Consider the following 22,003-nt stretch of genomic DNA (forward strand, 5'->3'; position numbering starts at 1 on the left):
AGATAGTGCTAAATAGAGATCGTTAAACCACGTGTCACTTATCCATAGGCTAGATAGATAGGGAGACACAAATGATGATTTTGAAAATAGACAGGCCAACTTGGTAAGGTTATATGGAAGTTGTTAAAAAAATATACCAATATGCTGAACCTAATTTGACCCTCGTTGGTTGGATGGGGTTTGTTGGCTTCCCAATTTATTATTTCGTTTGGACCTATTTATTCCCGCAACCTTACGAAAGTATTCTTCTGCGTGGTGTTTGTTCGATCTTATTTGCAAGTATTGCTTTTCGAAATGTATTTCCCAAGCATATTCAACGTTATGCGCCTTATCATTACTTGTTCGTTATAGGTTTTTGTCTGCCATTCTTTTTTGGCTATATGATGTTAATGAATGATTGGTCGACCATTTGGGCAATGTCGTTTATGGCCTCAATCTTTTTGCATATTTTGTTAGTACATGAAACTAAAGTGATGCTAATACAAGCCGTTATTGCCTTAGTGTGCGCTTATTTTACCGTGTATAAAATAATGCTAGTTCAACCAACTGTGATCGTTGAATGGCCTTACATTCCTATCTTCTTATTCACTTACGTATTTGGCAATTTATTCTACTTCCGCAATCAAATCGAGCATGAAGCGAAAGTTTCCATTGCTAAATCATTTGGTGCTGGGATTGCCCATGAAATGAGAAACCCTCTCAGTGCGTTAAAAACCTCAATGGAAGTGCTAAGTTCTGTTTTGCCTAATTCGAATGAATCAAAAAAGGAAGTGTATCCGTTACCAGCTAAAGATCTGACTCTTATCAGAGAGCTATTGAATGATGCAGATGAAGTGATTCGTTCTGGCAATGATACGATCGATTTGTTGTTGACTTCGATAGATCAAAATAGAGTTTCAACATCTACTTTTAAAAAGATCTCTGCACAAATTGTGGTAGAAGAAGCATTACACAGTTTTTCTTATAAAAAAGCTGAAGATAAACAATCGGTCACTCTTGAAGTGATTGATGATTTTGAATTTTTTGGCAGTAGTACGCTTTTAAAGTACACCCTATATAATTTGTTAAAAAATGCATTTTATTATCAGAGTGGTGATTCATTTAGCATCCATATCACTTTAAAAAATCAAGGTGATCAGCATACTATTTTATTCAAAGATAATGGGATCGGTATTGAAGAACACTTGTTAGAAGATATTTTTAAAGACTTCTATACTTTTGGTAAAAATGGCAGTTATGGATTAGGCTTGCCATTTTGTCGTAAAGTAATGAAAGCTTTTGGAGGTAGTATTAGTTGTCGCTCGATATTAGGGGTGTGGACTGAGTTTACCTTAACCTTCCCACGTTATACTTCAGAAAAAGTTGCACATATTAAATTAGATCTCATGAAGTCTAAGACGTTATTGTATATTGGAAGAACCAGCATGGTGAACCGATATTTGAGTGAAAAATCATTTTATCTTGGGTTTCGTTTGAATAATATTGAGCCAGATGACGCCTTGGAAAAAGAGGAATTCGAGTTTGAGTTTGATTTAATCATCGTAGATTTGGAAATACTCAACGAGTCTCCAGAGTACCTGACAAAACTAGAGTCAAAGTTGCACTTCACAGAAGCGAAAATTTGTTATTTGTACGATCAAAATCAAGACTATGCTTTAAATATGGATCGCCATTTGACTATTTACCCCGTTGAAAAGCACAAGTTATTACTGGGTGGTGCTGCAATCATTGATCAGTTGATGTTTGAAAGCTCAGAGTTAATGATGGACAAAAATCAGATACCAGCTAAGCGGTATGATTATGAAAAACGCATACTACTTGTCGACGATAATCATTCTTTGCGCAGCTTCACCGCTTTATTACTAGAAAAGCAAGGATTTGAAGTATTGCAAGCCAGTGACGGTAAAAATGCAATGGCTATGCTTGAGAGTAATCCTATAGATTTAATCTTTATGGATATAGAAATGCCAATTATGGATGGTATTGAAGCTACCTCATTGATTCGTTCTGGATCTACGCCATATAAAAATATCCCTATTATCGGATATACAGGGGATACTAGCCCAGCAACACTTGATAAAATTCGCACGTCAGGTATGAATGATCATATATTAAAGCCTGCAGATAAAGATCTATTACTTAGCAAATTAGGGCGATGGATATAATAACCCCAAGAGCATTCTTGGGGTTAGATTTGTTGAAACTAGTTTATTTCTTAATTATGGATTTATTTGAAATGAAAGTTATTTTCATCCTTTGCCAATGCACAAAGGGCCAATATCCTATCTATTTGCGTGTCGGTTATATCACTATTTAGTGATAATCGAATAATATTCTTATTCTTTGATGTTGCTGGACGACAAAATACAGCACCAAATATTCCATTGTTCTCTAAATAATCTCTGACTTTTTCAGTATTTCTTTCATCTCCAGTTTCGAGTGCAATGATTTGCGATTGACTCCTGATTTTTAAGCCAATTTCATTTAATCCTGAACGAAGTTTTTGCGCGCAACGATGTAAATGCTCTCTTTTAGAGTCGGCAGTTTTAATTATTTCTAATGTCGCATGTAATGCTTCGAGTTCGTAAGGTAATATTGTCGAGCTAAAAATAGCAGGGTAACCGACAAATGGTATGCACAGGTTAACGTTATTATTTGCCCAAATTGCTCCCGCTCGATAGGCAAAAGTTTTAGCAAGGCTAGCGGTAATAAAATCAACCTCCTTCGTTAACCCAAGTTGACTGACAAGTCCTGAACCTTGTTCTCCATGAGTACCTAGCGAATGTGACTCGTCAACCAAGATGGCACAATCGTTTTGCTTAGCGATTGCAACTAACTCTTCTAATGGTGCAATAGTACCAATGGTACTGTATATGGAGTCCACGACGATAAGTCCAGGGCCATGACGAGCAACCAATTTCGCCAAGTGTTCACAGTTGTTATGCATAAAAGGGTAAATGTTAGCATTCGCGTAACGAGCACCTTCCCACATCGACATATGTGCGAAGAAATCAATATAGACATTACTTTGTGGTGCACATATGGCTTGTAATAATCCGATATTAGCATTCCAACCTGACTGAGATAACAAGCAACTATCAAATCCAATAAATTGGGCAAATAGAGTTTCTAGAGAAGGTTTAGTCTCTTCATCTTGAAGAAAAATAGCAGACATAAAAATGCTATCATGTGTTTTATCAATTGCATTCTTTAACCGTGCTTTGATTAATGGGTGATCAGCAAGGCTTAAATAGTCGTTACTCTGCAATACAATATCATCTTTAACAGGACGTTTGCCCAGGACAAGATGTTTGCCATTATTATTGTTATTTACCAAATCATTGATAAAATAATCAATTCTAGACTGGATAAATGTGGGTAGGTCGCATTTCCACTTTTTTGTATTCATTGTTATATCCTTTGTATGATTTTAAATTTAATGCCAGCTGACAAAGGATATATTGACTTTGGTTTTTAATTTGTCACTATCGAATGTTTATTATTTTGTTTGTTATTACAATATAAGATATAGTGTCTTTTATATCGTGCTTAATTAATTAGGCTTATCAAGCCTTGAACTAATATATTCATATGAATTTATTAATTCAAGGTTGTTATTTTTTAGGCTGAATTTCGGGCCAGTACATTTTAATATAGCCAATGGATACCCATAACACCAAAATGCTAGCAATACTTAATTCAAATAATCCAAATCTGTGTAGCCAATACCACTGAGGATACTCAGCTTGGAAAAAAGTGGTTAGGCGATGCATGGCAATTGCACTGATTACTGATGGAAATGTTAATGCCGCAATCGATGGTTGGAATTTCAGTCTTAACAACCGAATATAGCAAAGATAAATAAGTAGGGTCATTGTGATGGCAATACCAGCAAGTGCTCCGGTTAATATTGGGTCTGGTGCAGGAAAATTAACTAAATAGGTTGCAAGCGTAAGATTGATTGGGGCCGCCATTATGGCGAGCGTTGGTCGTGCCCGTTTAGGCAGCATTCCTGCGAATACAAGGCGATAAAGTATAAGCGGTAGCATAAAAAAATAGATAGCAATACAGACGATTACCAATGTTTCGGAGAATAAAGTATGCCCAAACTGAGTGCCAGCTAAAGAACTACTGATTACCCCAACGGGGTAAAGAAACCAACTTGGGACAATATTGGATATTTTGAAGTTAACTATCTGAAAACTAAAAAATAGTATCATCATTGTCAAATGAAGCAGCAGGGCAGAGAACCAAATAGGATAGGCAATGAGTGGGGATATCAGAGCTAGGTAGTCACACAGAATAAGTAATGTCATACTCATTGGGGCCATCAAGCTGCCGGATAGCGGGTGGCGGATATCCGTAATGAAGGTTCTAAAACTACTAAAATATTTGACTAATACAGGCAGTAAAAGCAATGCCCCAATAGCTGCCAAGTATGGACGAATGCTTATGCCAATTTGTGGAATGTACAATGCCCATGCTTGCCCAAGGCTGACCACGCCCAAAGCAAGGGCGGCTTGTGAAGGTGGGGTGTTTTGTACCTGGACTAACCTTTTCCAATTCAACGATAAACTCCATATCTTAATTTGTTCTAAAACGACCCATGTTTTAGACGACAACAAACTAAGACATTATTAAGTTTATCGTTAAGTTGTGCAACATAACGCGACTGTTTTGTAACGTTAGTAACGCTTTGGTTGCAAATGACTTTCTATCCTTAAAGTCGGTTATCACTCTTTTGGTGGCAGATCTTGCTGCTGTAATTTCGCGTTTTTCAATGTTCGGTGCAGTAACTGGCTATAGATTGGTTGTCCACCGAGCATTTGCGCAAAAATTACAGCTCCAAGACTGGTGATGATTAACGGTAAAATTAAGTAGTAATTGTTGGTCATTTCTATCACTAGCAAAATACCTGTGATTGGCGCACGGACTGTGGCTGCAAACAACGCTCCCATACCGGCAATGGCGAACATACCTGGGTCTATAGACAGTTCAGGCAGTAGACCTTGGGCAATCAAGCCAAATGCGTAGCCAAATAGAGTTCCAAGTGCCAACATTGGCGCGAAAATACCTCCAGGTGCTCCAGAGCCAAAGCAAATTAAGGTAGTAAAAATACGACCAATGAATAGTAAGAGGAGTAACATTGCGCCGTAGTCACCGTTGGTGATATTAGGGATCAACGCGATACCGCCTCCAGTCAATTCTGGGATATAAAGTAATGTAAGCCCAAAACAACCGCCCAATAAAGAACCGGTAAGTAAATACCGTTTGCGATCGTTTTTATGTATTTTGGTGAACATATCTTGCGAGAGAGTAATCAGCTTATTGAAAAGAACGCCAAATATCCCAAATAGTCCACCTAGAAGTAAAAACAACCATAATGCTGCTAATTCTGGCGCTTGGTACTGAGGCATATAAATAACAGCGGCTTGACCATTGATCATACGAAATACGATGTTAGCCGCAACGGCTGAGATAATGACCGCACGTACTGAAATTAGCGTATAGCGAAACTGTGGACGCATTTCTTCAATAACAAACATAATACCAGCAAGTGGTGCGTTGAAAGCGGCAGCTAGACCTCCCGCAGCACCTGAAGCCAGCAATGAATGGCGAGTGTCGTCATTCTTGATGCGGAAAATATCGGAGACCATACGACCAATTGCACCACCCATCTGCACGGTTGGCCCTTCACGACCTAAAACCATCCCCGAGCCGAGAGCTCCCATACCACCGAAAAATTTAACTGGAAGAACACGCCACCATCTTACTGGGCGCATACCATCCATTGCTCCTTCAATTTCAGGAATACCAGACCCTGCAGCCTCTGGAGCAAAGCGGTGAACAAGAAAATAGCCTATGAATGCCAGTGCAGCACTAATGAGAAACGCAGCTAACCAAAGTGGTAAAATATTGCCAATTTCACTTCTTAACCATTCGGTTCGTGTTTCAGAAACTAAATGCACCGCTGCTTCAAAATAGGTGCCAACAATGCCAGCGAGTATTCCGACGATGAGAGAGAGAAAAAGAACAGAAAATGGTGTTTTTTCCTTAGAGAGAAATTGGTTAATGGTATCTTTAGGAACTTTAGCAAGTAGCGACTGCTTTAACTTCTCTCTTTTGGTCATTTAAAATGGGCCTCGGGTATCGTTGATATATGGATGTCGCAGAATTATACGCTCGAATGTGATCAACTATAGCGTCAAAGCTGGAATGTTGATTTTCATATATGGAAAACTGATAGCTTACTTGTCCAAAATGAGATCTAAACGGTAAAAAAAATCGGTCTACAACTTGCTATGTACCAAAAATGAACCATATTTAAAGCGTAAGGCAGATTCAATATCGTACACGGAGGAAGAAAGCCTTACCTACAATTTGGATGGAATCAATATTCAATTCTATTTCCTCGTAAATGATTGGGTTGCATCTATAGCCTCCCCAATTCGCAAACTCACGATTGAGTAACGAGGTAAAGGGCGCGCTCCTGCAGTGCGCCTTTTGTCATTCTGACATGCTAGTTTCAAGCTTAGCGCATACTCTTCAAACGCTGCACCTTGTCATTATTTCAGTATATACTCCGTCAAAAGGAGTGCTGACATGACAAAAAAAGTACCAACTAACATTATTACTGGTTTTCTTGGTGTTGGAAAAACCACGGCAATTTTAAGCCTATTGAAAAATAAACCTGCCGATGAAAAGTGGGCGGTGCTCGTCAATGAATTTGGAGAAATTGGCATTGATGGGGCGATTATGTCTGACCAAGGCGCGTTGATCAAAGAAGTACCGGGCGGCTGTATGTGTTGCACCGCAGGTGTCCCTATGTCGGTTGGCATCAATGCGCTGCTTAGACAAAAACCTGACCGATTATTGATCGAGCCGACAGGTTTGGGACACCCAAAGCAAGTTGTCGCGACATTAACCTCAGAGCAATATCAAGCCTATGTTGATTTGAAAGCGACAATCGCGTTGGTTGACCCGCGAAATCTACGTGATGAAAAATATACAGCCAATCAAAATTTTAATGATCAACTGGCGAGTGCTGATGTGGTCATTGGTAATAAAGTCGATCAATGCACCAGTGATGATATTGACGCTTTTAATGATTGGGTGACGGATCAAATACCTGCTAAGGTATTTAGCAAGTTAGTAAAGCAAGGACAATTACCATTAGAGTTGCTTGATATTGAACGCATTCACGGTAGTGCGTCGACTTATATTGAGCCTCACCATCATCATCACGCAGCATTAGAACCCCAGTTTGAGCTAGAGCCGGGCAAAGCGTTCGTTCGTAAAGAAAATCGAGGACAAGGTTACTTTAGTTGTGGTTGGTTATTTGGTGCAGAGTACCATTTTGACTTTGATGAACTATTTTCAATGCTGAGTGCATTAACGGCAGAGCGAGTTAAAGCCGTCGTAAATACCGATAAAGGTTGTTACGCATTTAATGTTGCTAATGGCGTGGTTTCGGTCAATGAAATGAGTTTGGAAGGGTTTGAGTCACGGTTAGAAGTGATCGATTCTCAATTAATGCCTTGGGATCAACTCGAGGCGATATTATTGAAATTGGCCAATATTGAAGCATAATCAGGAAAATAAAAGGGCAATGTGATATTGCCCTTAGTCAGCTTAAACTGTCGATGTATTGTCCGCTTTACTATCGTTTATTTCGCAAGTAGCGTTTACGTCTTTCTTCTTTTCGCTTCGCTTTTTCTTCAGCATCGCGCGCGGCACGTTCTTCAACTTCGATAAGCTCCTGCGTGATCATTTCTGGTCGTTCCAATGTGATTTGCCCGAGAGTACCTTGACGAAGTTCATGCAAAAGAATTTCAGAAGCTTTATGTAAATCGATACGTCCACCTGAGCGTAAAGCGCCCCGCTTGCGACCAATCTCTTCCATCCATTCGACATCTGATTGTGGCAATTCTTCCATCTGATAGCGTTCTTGTAAACGTTCAGGATATTCCTTGCTTAAATATTCGACAGTATAGAAAGCGACTTCATCGTATTCCATCGCAGTATCTTTCACAGCACCGGTGGCGGCTAAGCGAAAGCCACTGTGTGGGTTTTCTACTTTAGGCCACAAAATTCCTGGAGTGTCTGAAAGCACGATACCGTTTTGCAAATTTATACGTTGTTGGCGACGAGTGACGGCAGGTTGGTTGCCAGTTTGTGCAATAGTTCGCCCAGCTAATGTATTAATTATCGTCGATTTACCAACATTTGGAATGCCCATAATCATGGTGCGAATATTTTTGCCAATTTCTTCACGGTGTGGGGCTAACTTACGACATAGTTCTAATATCTTATGAACTTCTTGAGGGTTAGCGGTCGTAATCGCCATCGCTTTTACACCTTGCTCTTTTTCAAAATGTTCGATCCAAAGTTCAGTCATTTCTGGGTCAGCTAAATCACGCTTATTGAGCACTTTGACACAAGGTTTATCACCACGTAAATGAGAGATTAATGGATTTTCACTGCTAAACGGAATTCGAGCATCTAACACTTCGATAATCACATCAACTTGAGGAATGACCTCTTCGATTTCCTTGCGTGCTTTATGCATATGTCCCGGAAACCATTGGATTGTGTTGTTAACCATTTGAAAATTGCCTTTTAATGTAAAAATTCTGCTAGTGGGGGAAGATAGTATTGATTGATGTTTATCATAATCATCAACAAGGTTTACTGATGACCACCGCAGTTTTAGATGTGGCGATGTTAACATTTAATTGGTGAGGCTGGAATCTAAGCTGTGTCGTGCACTTTACATACTCTGTCAATGGTGCAGCGGCTTAGACTTGCGACGCTAGCTCAGTTGCATCTCTTGAGAGTGAGAGTGCACTAAGCCGAGCAAAAATTTGGTCATATCATGCCTAGTTGAGCGGTTTTTTGCTCTGCGGGGCAGCTTATTGCTCAATTTGTTAGATTTAAATCTAACTTGTTGAAATATAGCACCTTAATACTGGTGTTATTTTTGCTTAATGAGGCATTGAATTATGCAATACGACTCACGAAAGGACCAAACTATGTCAGCCGCTCTTCGAACCATTTCTTACCAAGCGTTATTAAACGCAGAGCAAGCCCATATGCCAGCCGTAAGATTGTGTTCTACGCAGGGGAAACCGTCATGATCCTCTCTTGGTTTCAACAGCAGCAAAATCATCGCTATTGGTTAGTTGATCGCAAGCTTCACAAGCAGGCCTTACAGCAAAATGGGGGCTTTGGATTTGAAGAAGCCGTGCCTCTGTTTTATGGTGCAATGTTTACTGAGGTGATGCCACTCTCTCCATGGTTAATCCCTGTTTCTGAATCGGTATTGTTGCTCCCTGAAGCGTTACTTGAACAGGGTATTGGGTTATCAAGCCATGCCGAGGGTGATGAAGTTTTGAACCATCTTCGCAGTTTATTAATTGCCGGATTAGAGGGCGAGGAAGTGATGTTTCGCTTTTACGATAGGTCGGTCATTATTCCTATGTTAGCGAGAATGGACCAATCAGAAGTGAACCAGTTTTTAGGCAATGTCAATCAATTAGCTTCATTAGATGATGGTGACCAAGGTCACTTAGTCACGTTTGACAACACATCGCACGCGCCATTTAATGTTCAGCAAGGCTCTTGGTGGGTGATAAAAGCGCATCATCTTGATAAACAAGAGAACTTACCCTTGTTAAAAACTAACCTTGAATCTTGGTTATGGCAGCATTTCCCCAAGGCAATGGATAAGCACCTTACGCAAGGGCGTGATATCGCTTCCATGTTCACACCGTTTCTCTCTGCTGCTGAGCAAACCTTAACGTATCGTGTGATGAGCGCGGCTATCGCGACGATTATGGGCAACGAATACTTGGCTCAGCCTAGCATGATAGAACTGCTCAAAGATCATCAAAATGAAGAGATTCAATACGCTCTGCATTCCTTAGCTCGCCAATTACAACATGAGGGATAATCATGGATTCATTTAACTATTGCGTGCAGTGCAACCCCGAGAAAAACTGGTTGGAATTAGAGTTCATGAGTGAAAACGATGAACCGATTGATGGCCTTGACGTCACCATTACGCTCAACGATACCTCCCACACACACACGCAAACCACCAGCGGTGGTAAAGTATTATTTGCAAATATTGTTGCGGGTGAATGGCGTGCCTCCGTCAGCCAAGCCTCTTTGTTAAGCGAAGTCGAAAAGTACGGCAGCCGTAAAGAAGGGCAAGAGTCGCCAGTGAAAACCCGCGCATCGGCAGAGCGTGATGCTGCTGAGCAAAGCCCGAAACGGTATCGTAGCACCACCATAGGTGATTTCTGGGATGAGGTCCCTCAAGATGAGTTTTTGCAAGAGAATCATAAAGGGATAGATACCAATGCCTCTGCGGAAAAAGCAGGATTCAGACTCAGCCACAACCAAAGTTACGTTTTTGAAATCAAAGCACTGCGCAGTTATATGCCAGTGATTATTGATACCGATGAATTTAGTTTGGTGAATAGTTATACCTTTGCGTTGTTGTCACAGCTGGCTTATGCGACTGATAAAAAAAGTATCGATCTAAAATCAGAGGCTGACAGTACTGGGAGTATCGAAACAGTTATAAATCAGTTCAAGTCTAGGCAGTTGCCGATACAGTCTGGTAATCAAAAAGTGAGATGGCTTGTCGAGGAAATACCTTACAGCAGAGTGCTGAATTTTAAATACTACGATAACCGCCAGAAACATGCCCAAGGCTATATCCTATTCAATGAAGAAATAGCTATTGTTTCGGTTAGAGGTACTGAGCCGAGTTTTTACGATAAAGATAGTGTCATTGATCCAAATTCAAAATTCATCATTACTAAAGTGGCTAACGGCATTGACGCTGTACTTAATTCGCCAGGTATAAATGACCTTGTAAAAACAGACTTGGATGCAGCACAAATAGCGCCTAATGAATTTGGAGGGGCCTATGTCCATCAGGGATTCTATCAATATTCGATGGCGTTATGGGAAAGCACACTAGTAGCTGATGATATTTTAAAAAACCATGCTACTAAACGATTTTATCTTTGTGGGCATAGTTTAGGTGGTGCTGGGGCATTGCTGCTCAGTGCATTGATTAAAGATAGCCTCCATCCTTCAGTATTGCGTTTATATACATATGGAATGCCACGTACAGGAACGCGCAGTTTTGTTACTCAGTATCAGGATATTCTGCATTATCGTCATGTTAATAACCATGATTTGGTTGCTCAAATCCCCATGACATGGGCAAATACCGATATTACAGAAGGACTCGATAAATGGGATATATTTAGTAGTGGTATAACATTGATTAAGAAAATGCTCACCGATAACGACGATGATAATTATTTGCACCATGGTCATTTATCGCAGCTACTGACTTATCAAGAACCAGACCAGATTCTGCTAACGCCCAGACAAACACAAGTGACGATGTTAGATATGGTAAAATTAGCCACTAATGATTCTGTCTCGCTGGTAAATAATTTGTCTGAAGCATCGATTGCTGAGCACGGTATGGATCATTATGTACCTAACTTATGGCAACAGCTGTTTGCTTTAAGTAATGAAAGTTTAATGACGCATTATCAACAAGCGATATCAGCTCTCGATCAAGAAATTGCTACTTTACAGCAAAATTATCTCACCGTTAAACAAACTTGGGCTCGTTCTATCGGAGATGGCACACCTGCTATGGGAATTGGACGTTTGATGAGCGAGATGAATTCTATAAATAAGTTAATAGAGAACCGTAATCAGATTAGAGGTGAACTAAAGCAGATAGTTTTGGATCCTCAGCGCTTACCTTTAGCAAAACTATTAATAGCGCAGCAAACATTACCTGATGAAATTAAGGAACAACTGCAATGAAGTTATTGAATAGCCTCACAAGGAAAAAAAGAATATCAATTATTGTACTATTCCTCGTATTAGTTTTCCTTGGTTATGATTACTATCAAAGTACTCAACCGAATATTTGGGGCGATGAGCCTGATGAATCCTATATTACGATTACAGGTAAAAAACCTAAGGATGCCAAAGTCGATGCTTGGGCAAGATGGGGGGCAAGTGGAGATGCTTGTAAAGCACGAACGTTCAGCTTTTCTAATGTGAAATGGTCAAAGGGGGCAAATGTAGATTTGCATGTTACACATGATTTTTCTACGGATCTTAGTCGATACGAGTTAAGAATTCCCTATCAGAAATATCATGATGCATTAAACTGTGATGTTATACTCGGAGATATTGTAGTTCAAGCGTATAACGGATATGGTTCAGTTGGTTTTGCTCAACTTCGGATTTCACCTGCCGGTAATGAGTATTATAATCGACCAATTGATTTTAAATTCTCAATTGCAGCAAAAGATTGTGAGCCTTATTATTCTGAAAAATTCAACAGATGGACGAAAGGTTTCGGTTGTTATTATTATGTTGATGAAAAGATGAAAAGCCAAGATCAAGAATTCAACGCCTACGACGTCTACTACGATTTCTCTAAATTCAATAATGACACCGTGATTCATTACGATGTTTTAGCTGGCGAGAATTACCGCTCTGAGCCGTTAGATAAAGAGCCACAATAGTAATATTTATCGCGAAAGAAACGCTTGAAGCGGCAACTACTATTGCAGCTTCAAGTTGAACCTATTCCCTTCCTACTTGAAGTTGCAGTGGTGTTGGTTACGTTAGCTCACCGCCTACTTGCAACCTCAACAAGTTGCTTGGTTATATAATATAATCCTCATGGTTTATTAATATATTTTAACTACTAGTTATTACCATGGGTGAAAAATAATGAAATATTATTGATGGTTGTTATTTTTTCTTATTTAATTTTTTTTGTTAATTGAAAATTGTGATTCTGGCATTGAAAAAAATATAATTAAGATTGTTTGTATAGCTTTGGTGATCAAAGATTTCGATAGACTCGGCCATTATCTGAAAATAGTGGTTGATATATAAAAGCTAAAATAAACACATATGGGGCTAATATGAACAATACATTTAAATTATCATTTGCTGCTGCTTTAATTGCCGCAACCATGACAGCCAATGCTGGCATTAGCATTGTCAATAATGAAATGGGGCGCTTCTCTATCGCGGGTAACGTAGAGCTTAATTTTAATTATCAATACCGTGAATCAAATGCATCTGGCGATAATGAACTTAATCAAGATGGCCGTGTATTGATGGAGTTTTCTGGTCAAAAGTACACTTCAAACGGTCATTATGTCGGTGTGAAAGCGCAACCACTATTCGAAAGCACGGGTAATATCGCGCTGGATGATGCTTATTTTGAATTTGGTAAACAAGAAGGTTGGGCAATCAAAGCAGGGCGTTTCGAAGCCTACAATATGTTCCCTGTTGGGGCGGACGTATTTCTTGATTATTCAGGTGATACAGCCAACGACTTGTATACCGATGGTGCGGTGTATACTTATCAAATGAAGGAAGCACGTGGACGTGGTTCTGACGGGCAAATTATGTACAGCCAATCATTTGATAACCTGTATGTTGAGTTTGGTGCCATGATGGGTAACCGTTCTGATCTGTTCAATGGTGGTGTGGGCAGTAGCTACCATGGAAAAACAATCGATGATTCAAAAGATTCATTACTTATTCGCCCCGTCGTGGCTTACCAATCGGGGAACTTTACTCTTGCTGGGTCATTAGAAACGAACTTAGTTTCTAATGCTGTTACAGCCAATGGTGTCGATATATCTGACCGTACGGGCTATGGCCTAACAGGAAATTGGTCTAATGATGAGCTTTCAATTAATGCCAATATGGCGTATTTGGATGCGGTAGATGAAAACAATCTATCAGTTGGCCTAAATGCTGTATGGAACGGGTTTGGTGTGGGTTATGTTTACTCGACCAATGAATATGAAAATAAAGTATTTTCATGGGCTGAAGGTAACGTGAATACCTCAGCTTGGTATGCATCTTATGAATTTAACAATGTGTTAGAAGTGAAAGATTTCTCTGTTCTTCTTGGCACATATTTCACGTCGGTATCAAATGAATTAGATACGCAGGTTCAACAAGAAGCATTTGCAGAAAATGATGACTTCGGAGCTCGAGTTCGTTTGTATTATCAGTTCTAATTTAATCGCGCAGCGTCAGTTTCATTATTGAAATAAGATGTTCTGAAATAAGAGAAGGGGAGAGTGAATTAAAGCTCTCCCTTTTTAATTGTTACATCGTTTGCTCAGCTAGGAAGGTTGTGAAGCTTGCCCATGATTTCTCATCGGCATCTTTTCTATAACGATCTGAACCAAAAACAGTAAAGGCGTGAGGTGCACCGCCATACGTTATCATTTCGTGAGGCACTTTTTGTGTTTCTAGCTCAGTGGCTAAGTTAGCAAATTGCTCCATGGTAATGGCTGTATCTGCTGTGCCGTGAAAAACAACAATTGGCGATTTTGTGTCAGCATACGATTGGCCTGCTGGCGTTTCAAGACCACCGTGAAAGGTAACAAAGCCTTTCGCTATCATGCCTGCTCTGGCAGACTCAAGCACTGCTGCACCGCCAAAACAGTACCCCATCACAACTAGGTTGTTCGCATTGCCACCCAATGTAGTTGCGAAGTCAACTCCGCCTTGCATTAGTGCTCTTAGTTTTGCTCTGTCTTTATAGAGCTCACCGGTGTGCTGGCGGCGGTCTTCGACCTTTTCAGGGCGTATACCTTTACCAAAAAGATCGACAGCGAAAACGTTGTAACCTAGCTCACGTAACATATCAGCTCGTTTCATTTCGTAATCTGTCAATCCATCCCAATCATGAACCAATAACACCAATGGCGCTGAATCTGACGCTTTCGCCCAATAGCCTTGGTAGTCATTTCCATTTACATTGTAAATTTTGTTTTCTCCCGCATAAAGATGAGTAGAGAAAATCGAGATTAAGAAAAAATAGATGTATTTCATTATTAGCTCCTTGCTGTTAACTAAATTTAGTACGAAAAAAAGGCAATGTGTGATCATTTTCTATAAAGATTTATCTCATCAAGTGAATTTAGGCGTAGTAGCAATATGAGCGCTTTATTCCATTTATGGTGTTAAGAGAGAAAAACATAAGGTAATCAATCAAGTTAGTGACAAACTTGCCGTTACCATACTGTCGACATTGGCAGAAAATTTATTTGGGGAGATCTCTACTATAATTAATGAACGAGTAAAGAGTGCAGTCCGAAAAAAAGGAATGAGCACCAAAATGAAAAAGATTCTGATGCTAGTATTATTGCTGCTTGGCCTTGCTGGTGCGGGGGCGGGGTACTATTTTCTTTATTTCATTCCTCAGCAAGAATTACTTAATGTGCTTCCAGATGAAGAGCCTAAAAAGCCTATAGTGGAAGCGGTTGCAGAACTTCCACCTCCCCTTAAACCTGAACTAACTGACTTTTATGTGAACTCTCCCAAATTGGGTGTGCGAGAGAAGGCAGAGAGTGAAGCTTTTGTGGAAAGAGTGCTTTACCGTGGCGATAAAGTGAAAATCCTGGAAAAAAGTGATGGTTGGGGAAGAATAACAGATTATTTTGTTTATGAAGACGGGGGGCCAGAAGTCGCTGAATGGATCCCGATGGATGGATTAGTTGAGCAACCACCTGTGATCACCAAACAAGAAAGACGTGCCACATTGACTGAATATGTGAACAAATCGGATGACTTTAAGCTTCATGAAGAAGTGTTTTTGATGAAAACCGATGAGCTAATCAAAGAGAAAATCTGCGCTCCGCACGATTTTGAAGAGTTAGGCGGGTGGGTTAAGTCGGTTAAGTACCAAGATCGCGAGGTCTACTTTGTCTATTGCGGTGGGCAAAAATTAGCCAACAAGATTTATTTGGATGTTCAAAGCAAACAAATTTTTTATTAGTGGCGATATGCAACTCCAATTTAAGTCATGCTGAGAACTTAAGGATATTCCACGCCAAAACCGAATGTTGCTAAATTTAGATTTTTTTACTTGAGGCTAGTGAGCCTTAACAATATGATGCAGCATCGAATCAATGGTGATAACTCATTAATGCATTGGCAGTTTATTAAATACGTATGGTTTATGATTCTTGCGCTGGTTTTACCTTCGCAAGCATTGGCGTATTTAAGCGAAAGTGATTCCTCAAACCTGCCTTCTCAATATGCAGTGTTAGATATAAATGCCTTTTTTAATCAAGAGGTTACATCGCTTGTTGATATAACTCCCCAAACGTGTGGGGATGTCCAAAACCGTTTATCCATCGCTTATATACCAGTTGAAAAACTTCCTCCAACGTCTAAATCTGTTCACAGCGATAATATTCCAGCCATTGTCAGTATGGCGCGTTGGAGTGTCTCATCACGATTTATTGATGAAGGTGAACCGACTTTCATCGATACACCTGTCATTCAAGAAGCACTAGCCGCTTCGTTTAAACTCCATTTATTTCCGATCGCTAAAATCAGTGGTTGGGAATCTCGTCCAAGTGCTTCTAACCACCGTATTTCAGGGTGGAAAGAAACAAACGCCATGTACGTTGCTCTCAATAGCCAATACTAAAATCCTCACTCCACCCTCGTGACATTGTCACGAAATTAATTTTTGTTATACCCTGACAACTTGAAGTTGCAGATAGGCAGCCTGTGAGCTCATTCCCATGAACTTAGATAAACTACGTGATTGGAACATAGCTAACACCTCCACAGCTTCAAGTATGAAAAGTATATAACTCAGCTCAAGCTGAGGAGATTGGCATGAGAAAAAATCATCATCAAAAGGCGTCTGCACGTCTGATTAACCATTATTCCTTATGGAAATATGTGGTGTTAGCGGTCACGGTTATCGTCCTTGCATTAAGTGCGATACCAACTTGGTATGGCGAGCAACCGTCGATTCAACTCGACACTGCAACCAATGATACGACGTTAAGTTCAGTCGTAGCACTACATCGTTTGCTGGAAAACAATAGAATTGATGTTCAAAAAATTGATCAACAAGGCACAAAGACAACCTTAGTTTTTCCAGATGAAACGCAGCAAACGAAAGCACGTGAATTGCTCGATGGCATGATTGAGAAAGGCGATAGCATCAGCTTTTCGTACGTGTCTATGGCTCCGGCTTGGTTATCCCATATGGGATTTAACCCAATAAAGCTTGGTTTAGATTTACGTGGTGGTGTCCAATTTTTATTAAATGTGGATGTAGATAAAGCGTTCCAAGAGCAGCGTGAAAGTATGATTGATACCGTAAGAGATATGTTACGAGAAGAGCATATTCGCGGGGTCAAAATCAGCGTAAAAGGAGTTGATGGTTTTAACATTACCAGTACATCCGCTACGGGTTTAGATAAGGTAAATACTTTTCTCAAGCAGACTTATACGGGCTGGGATATTCAACGATCATCTGATGCAATACAGGTGAAACCTTCAAAACAAAATCGATTAGATTTTCAAACCACCACGCTACAGCAAAACTTAAAAATAATGCGTGATCGCATTGAAGAACTCGGCATCACCGAAGCGATGGTGCAACGTCAAGGTGAACACAGTATTCGTATTGAATTACCAGGAGTGCAAGACCCGTCTCAAGCGAAAAACGTCATCGGTGCCACGGCAAGCTTAGCTTTTTACGAGGCCAAGTCATCCAGTGAAGCTTTTACTTCACAAGACATTGTTTTGCAAGACAACAATGGGCGTCCTGTTGTTCTTGTTAAGCGTCCGGTATTAACCGGGGATCATATCGTCAATGCCCGAGCTGGACTTGACCAAATGGGTTTTTCGGAAGTGAATATTTCGTTGGATCACGCTGGTGGAAAAGTGATGAGTGACTTTTCTTCTAAACACATTGGTAAGCCTATGGCCACGGTATATCGTGAATACACGACCAATGCGCGAGGAGAAACTCAACGCAGTGAAAAAGTAATCAGTGTAGCAACGATTCAATCGCAGCTTGGTAGCCAATTTAGGATCACTGGTGCGGGATCGATGGAAGAGGCGCAGCAACTTGCTTTGCTACTTCGTGCCGGCTCGTTGACCGCGCCAGTTACTATTGTTGAAGAGCGAACCATTGGCGCTTCATTAGGTGCTGAAAATATCGAGAATGGTTTTGCCGCTTTGGCGTTGGGGATGGGGCTAACCTTGGTCTTTATGGCGCTGTGGTATCGACGTTTAGGCTGGGTCGCAAACCTTGCTTTGCTATTTAATATGGTGTGTTTAATTGGCTTAATTGCATTGTTACCTGGTGCGGTACTGACACTGCCCGGGATTGCAGGCTTAGTATTAACTGTTGGTATGGCCGTTGATACCAATGTGCTTATTTTTGAACGTATTAAAGATAAATTGGCGGAAGGGCGCAGCTTCGCTCAAGCGATTGATAAAGGTTTTTCGAGTGCCTTTAGCACTATTTTAGATGCCAATGTGACGACAATGATTACAGCGGTCATTTTGTATTCAATAGGCAATGGGCCAATTCAAGGTTTTGCACTGACGCTAGGCCTTGGCATTTTAACTAGTATGTTCAGCGGTGTATTTACCTCTCGAGCAATCATTAACCTAGTGTGGGGACGAGATTCTCGTCGTGATGTGAGGGTATAATTATGGTCAGTTTTCTAAAAAAACACATTCGTTCAATTCGCTATATTACCAGTATTTTCTCGGTCGCATTGATGCTTATATCACTGATAGCATTAGGGGCTAAAGGGCTCAATATGGGGCTCGATTTCACCGGTGGTATGGTAACGGAAGTCACGGTAGATAAAACGGTTACAAGCACTGAATTGGTCGATTCCTTGAAACCTTCATTGGGTGAGGCAACGGCCGTAACAAAAGCGGGCGAAGCAGGCCGGTGGCTCATTCGCTACCCTTTACCATCAGCAGCTCAAGATTCGCCCAATATTGTGAAACTACTGGATGGTGTGTCATCACAAGTTACTGTTGTCAGTAACAGTATGGTTGGATCTCAAGTTGGACAAGACTTGGTTGACCAAGGCAGCTTGGCACTGATGATCTGTTTGCTTTCAATTTTGGGGTACTTGTGTTTTCGCTTTGAGTGGCGTCTTGCCAGTGGTTCTTTGCTCGCGTTAGTACATGATGTTGTTCTGGTTCTGGGTTTTTTTGCTCTCACACAAATGGAGTTTAACTTAACCGTGTTTGCTGCAGTGCTGGCTATTTTAGGTTACTCCTTGAACGATTCGATTATCATTGCCGACAGGATCCGTGAGTTATTGGTCGCCAAACAGCACACCCCAACCAAAGAGATTAACGATCAAGCGGTGATTGCGACATTCTCACGAACTATGGTGACATCGGGTACAACCCTCATTACAGTTGCCGCTTTGTGGTTGATGGGGGGCGCACCGCTAGAAGGGTTTGCAACGGCAATGTTTATTGGCATTATCTCGGGGACTTGGTCTTCGATCTCAATTGGTACAGTATTGCCTGAGTGGTGTCATTTACAGCCCAAGCATTATTTGCCAGTGGTTGTCGATAGCGCACCTTAGCTAAAACGAAGTAACGAATAGGCCACCGATACAGGTGGCCTTAGTTTTTTATTGCAGGTTTTGATTCACTCTTTCTTTATTGCTCTGAACGATTTGTAATCCATTCACCATTCATAAAAGCCCCACCGTATATTCATTTCTCAATTTTCAGTATTCATATCTCTCTTTTTAGACTTAATTTATCGATTTCGAGCAAGAATTAAGAGGAATTGTTCCTATTTTAACTTAATTGGTTGCTGCATTATGAATAAGTTATCTAAATGGAAGGATAAATATACGGTGTCATGGATGAACAGATAGCACATCGTTACTTTTTATTTAAGGCAGTGTAGAACATGACAAAACGAATTATTTCCACAATATTACTTAGCTTACTATCCGTAGGTGCTCATGCAGAAGGATATTTAGGTGCGACCATAGGTCAAGCCAAATTTGACAATATTCATTTCGTTAAAGAAATCTTTGGGTCATCACAAGTCGAAGGTTTCGATCTAGATGAAGATAGCTTAGCAGGCAGCATTTACGGTGGTTATAACTTTAATCGTTACATCGCGATTGAAGTAACGTTGGGTGGTTTTGATGCCATTGATAAAGAGTTAATGTCTGTCGGTGATATGGTCTATTTATCAGTACAACCTAAAGTCTCTCTACCGATTACCTCAAATTTCAACATCTTTGCGAAAGCAGGGCTTGCTTACTTTAATGCTGAAACTATTATCAGTAATTCAGTAGTTGGTGTATCAGGTAACACAACGATCAGTGATAGTGTAGTGACTGGTATGCTTGGTTTAGGGGCTGAGTATGCGTTCAGTGATCACTGGCGAGTGAGAGCAACATGGGATTACATGCGTCCAGAACTGGAACTTGCAAAATTCCCAGGTGTATCGGTTACGGCTGAACCTGATATTCACATTGTGTCAGTAGGTATGAGCTATCACTTTTAGTCCTAAATTGTGGAAAGAGCACTCTGTCTTTAGAGTGCTTTATGCTATTTTATTCAGTAGCAAATAATTAGTTACAGGACTCTTTGTGAACGAAGCGAATGTTCGGCGACTTCAGCATCTCCTTAATAAATATCATTTATACCAAACTTACTCTGTTGTTATTGATGAACTAGAAGATGTACTGGCTACATCTCGTCGAAATACATCGACTATCATGAAATCATTATCTGATTTGGATTGGATCGAGTGGCTTCCCGCTGTTGGTCGAAGTAAAAGCAGCCAACTAACGGTTAAACGTTCACTGCAAGATGTGATTCTACAAGTCTCTCGAACGGAATTAGCGCAAGGTCGATTTACCTTAATTACTAAGCTTTTAGAAACCTATGGGCATACAACAGTAAAAGCGTTGGCACTTGCAACAGAGCAACAAAATCAGTGGAATGAAAAAAATAACCAACTGCTTGTGACACAGTACCCTTGGGTTAGTGAATTGGATCCAAGTAAAACTTTCCGCATGGCAGAACTTCAGGTCATCAAAAGTCTTTATGATACTTTGATCAAACAAGATCAAGACGGCCATCTTCAAGCTAGTATCGCTCATACTTGGGAAATGAAAGAGAATAGGTTTACCTTTTGGATTAGACCTGATATCCGTTGCCATGATGGGCGCTTACTTTCCATTGATGATGTTATCGATAGTATCCAACGTTTAGTGAATAGTGCTGGTCCCGTCGAGCATTTATTCCGGCAGGTAGTTGATGTTGTGCGACTCTCTTCTCAAAGTTTTCAAATTATCTTGAAGTCGACCAATCCATTGTTTCTTTATGCATTATCGATACCCAACGCTTCTATTGTCGTTAAAGATAAAATAAAGTTTGAAGTAAAGCGAAAAGCTTTTATTGGAACCGGGCCTTTTCGTATTCAATCGTGGGGTACAGAATCAATCGTATTACAGCGTCATGATGATTATTTTTCTCGTAAAGCGTTATTACAGCAAATAACTATTTCAATTCGCGGAGAAGCCTTGGTTGAACAGATGAGTTTTAACCAAAAAGATGGAGCTAAAGAAGTACACGCTATTGATGCTTTTTCTTATCTTTGCTTTCGCTACCGACAAAACGCAGCTATTGACCGCAACACATTAGCACAGCTGGCTTGCTATATTGATAAACACAAGCATGGGTATGATTCAGCAGTTGCCGTCAGCGGAGTTCATCTACAACTCGCTATGCCGGAACCTTACGAAAAACCAACCCTGCAAGGTACGGTGGTTCTCGCAGAGCCGACATGGACAATTCCTTATTTGAAAGATATTTCCAACTGGTTACATCAAACGATTCAATCGACTGGCATCAACCTAGAGTTGGTCACGTTAGATGATATCAGTGATCCTAGCTTGGTAAGTGAATACGCTGATATTCTTTTTATGGAAGAGGTCATAGAGCAGCCTAAGGAATATGGGGTATACCGAATCAACTTGAAGATGCAGGCTTGAGAACCTGAAAATGATCATTAATTCGAGATGTCAAAGAGCCTGCGATCTCTGGAAGAGTCACAGAAAAAAATTGGTCTATTGCCGCCTTGAAGTCC

17 protein-coding genes and 1 pseudogene are annotated in these 22,003 nt (G+C 40.4%); 12 read left to right on the forward strand and 6 right to left on the reverse strand.

Annotated elements, in window-relative coordinates; all coding sequences use genetic code 11:
• The first annotated feature begins 113 nt into the window (after positions 1–113).
• Positions 114–2,165 (forward strand): hybrid sensor histidine kinase/response regulator, encoded by a 2,052-nt coding sequence (locus EYW48_RS09120; protein WP_277432296.1) that lies wholly within the window; start codon positions 114–116, stop codon positions 2,163–2,165.
• Positions 2,166–2,227: 62 nt separating this feature from the next.
• Here EYW48_RS09120 and cqsA read toward each other — a convergent pair whose 3' ends face one another.
• The 3 genes from cqsA to clcA all read right to left on the reverse strand — a co-directional run bounded on the left by cqsA (position 2,228) and on the right by clcA (position 6,131).
• Positions 2,228–3,415 carry an alpha-hydroxyketone-type quorum-sensing autoinducer synthase gene (gene cqsA, locus EYW48_RS09125; protein ID WP_346780433.1) on the reverse strand — a complete coding sequence of 396 codons (1,188 nt, stop codon included), beginning with the start codon at positions 3,413–3,415 and terminating at the stop codon, positions 2,228–2,230.
• 199 nt (positions 3,416–3,614) lie between these two features.
• On the reverse strand, positions 3,615–4,568 hold the full coding sequence (locus tag EYW48_RS09130) for a TDT family transporter (RefSeq protein WP_171980496.1): 954 nt from the start codon (positions 4,566–4,568) through the stop codon (positions 3,615–3,617).
• Positions 4,569–4,733: 165 nt separating this feature from the next.
• Complete coding sequence (gene clcA / locus EYW48_RS09135) at positions 4,734–6,131, reverse strand: H(+)/Cl(-) exchange transporter ClcA (protein ID WP_274675649.1); 1,398 nt, start codon at positions 6,129–6,131, stop codon at positions 4,734–4,736.
• A 472-nt stretch (positions 6,132–6,603) separates the two neighbouring features.
• Between clcA and EYW48_RS09140 the strand changes: the two genes are divergently transcribed.
• The gene (locus EYW48_RS09140; RefSeq protein ID WP_274671798.1) at positions 6,604–7,590 is read left to right on the forward strand and encodes a GTP-binding protein; all 987 of its coding nucleotides are present in this window, start codon (positions 6,604–6,606) and stop codon (positions 7,588–7,590) included.
• 70 nt (positions 7,591–7,660) lie between these two features.
• Here EYW48_RS09140 and ylqF read toward each other — a convergent pair whose 3' ends face one another.
• Entirely contained in the window at positions 7,661–8,605 is a 945-nt protein-coding gene (gene ylqF, locus EYW48_RS09145) for a ribosome biogenesis GTPase YlqF (RefSeq protein ID WP_277432298.1), read from the reverse strand.
• A 528-nt stretch (positions 8,606–9,133) separates the two neighbouring features.
• Here ylqF and EYW48_RS09150 point away from each other — a divergent pair.
• The 4 genes from EYW48_RS09150 (at position 9,134) to EYW48_RS09165 (ending at position 14,102) form a co-directional block, all read left to right on the forward strand.
• The gene (locus EYW48_RS09150) at positions 9,134–9,952 is read left to right on the forward strand and encodes a DUF4123 domain-containing protein (protein ID WP_277432303.1); all 819 of its coding nucleotides are present in this window, start codon (positions 9,134–9,136) and stop codon (positions 9,950–9,952) included.
• Between the two features lie 2 nt (positions 9,953–9,954).
• A complete protein-coding gene (locus EYW48_RS09155; protein ID WP_274681877.1) occupies positions 9,955–11,865 on the forward strand; it encodes a lipase in 1,911 nt (636 codons plus the stop codon).
• The gene (locus tag EYW48_RS09160; protein ID WP_274700132.1) at positions 11,862–12,578 is read left to right on the forward strand and encodes a hypothetical protein; all 717 of its coding nucleotides are present in this window, start codon (positions 11,862–11,864) and stop codon (positions 12,576–12,578) included. Before EYW48_RS09155 ends, EYW48_RS09160 begins: the two co-directional genes overlap by 4 nt.
• A 408-nt stretch (positions 12,579–12,986) precedes the next feature.
• On the forward strand, positions 12,987–14,102 hold the full coding sequence (locus EYW48_RS09165; protein ID WP_274676197.1) for a carbohydrate porin: 1,116 nt from the start codon (positions 12,987–12,989) through the stop codon (positions 14,100–14,102).
• 91 nt (positions 14,103–14,193) lie between these two features.
• On the opposite strand, the gene EYW48_RS09170 is transcribed toward EYW48_RS09165, so the two are convergent.
• Complete coding sequence (locus EYW48_RS09170) at positions 14,194–14,925, reverse strand: dienelactone hydrolase family protein (protein ID WP_176313639.1); 732 nt, start codon at positions 14,923–14,925, stop codon at positions 14,194–14,196.
• Positions 14,926–15,211: 286 nt separating this feature from the next.
• Here EYW48_RS09170 and EYW48_RS09175 point away from each other — a divergent pair, with 286 nt between their 5' ends.
• The 6 genes from EYW48_RS09175 to EYW48_RS09200 all read left to right on the forward strand — a co-directional run bounded on the left by EYW48_RS09175 (position 15,212) and on the right by EYW48_RS09200 (position 21,908).
• Positions 15,212–15,871: an SH3 domain-containing protein gene (locus tag EYW48_RS09175; protein ID WP_255199750.1), complete on the forward strand. Its 660-nt coding sequence runs from the start codon at positions 15,212–15,214 to the stop codon at positions 15,869–15,871.
• A 114-nt stretch (positions 15,872–15,985) separates the two neighbouring features.
• A complete protein-coding gene (locus EYW48_RS09180; protein ID WP_277432299.1) occupies positions 15,986–16,531 on the forward strand; it encodes a hypothetical protein in 546 nt (181 codons plus the stop codon).
• Between the two features lie 194 nt (positions 16,532–16,725).
• On the forward strand, positions 16,726–18,564 hold the full coding sequence (secD, locus tag EYW48_RS09185) for a protein translocase subunit SecD (RefSeq protein WP_053310656.1): 1,839 nt from the start codon (positions 16,726–16,728) through the stop codon (positions 18,562–18,564).
• A 2-nt stretch (positions 18,565–18,566) separates the two neighbouring features.
• Positions 18,567–19,469 carry a protein translocase subunit SecF gene (secF, locus tag EYW48_RS09190; protein ID WP_277432300.1) on the forward strand — a complete coding sequence of 301 codons (903 nt, stop codon included), beginning with the start codon at positions 18,567–18,569 and terminating at the stop codon, positions 19,467–19,469.
• Positions 19,470–19,804: 335 nt separating this feature from the next.
• Complete coding sequence (locus EYW48_RS09195) at positions 19,805–20,413, forward strand: outer membrane beta-barrel protein (RefSeq protein ID WP_176313641.1); 609 nt, start codon at positions 19,805–19,807, stop codon at positions 20,411–20,413.
• An 85-nt stretch (positions 20,414–20,498) separates the two neighbouring features.
• On the forward strand, positions 20,499–21,908 hold the full coding sequence (locus tag EYW48_RS09200; protein WP_277432301.1) for an ABC transporter substrate-binding protein: 1,410 nt from the start codon (positions 20,499–20,501) through the stop codon (positions 21,906–21,908).
• Here EYW48_RS09200 and EYW48_RS09205 read toward each other — a convergent pair.
• Positions 21,886–22,003 (reverse strand): annotated as a pseudogene (locus tag EYW48_RS09205) (IS630 family transposase); the annotation flags it as partial. The gene EYW48_RS09200 and the pseudogene EYW48_RS09205 overlap by 23 nt on opposite strands.

This window comes from Vibrio sp. 1180_3 (assembly GCF_029478545.1).
Taxonomy (GTDB): Bacteria; Pseudomonadota; Gammaproteobacteria; order Enterobacterales; family Vibrionaceae; genus Vibrio; species Vibrio aestuarianus.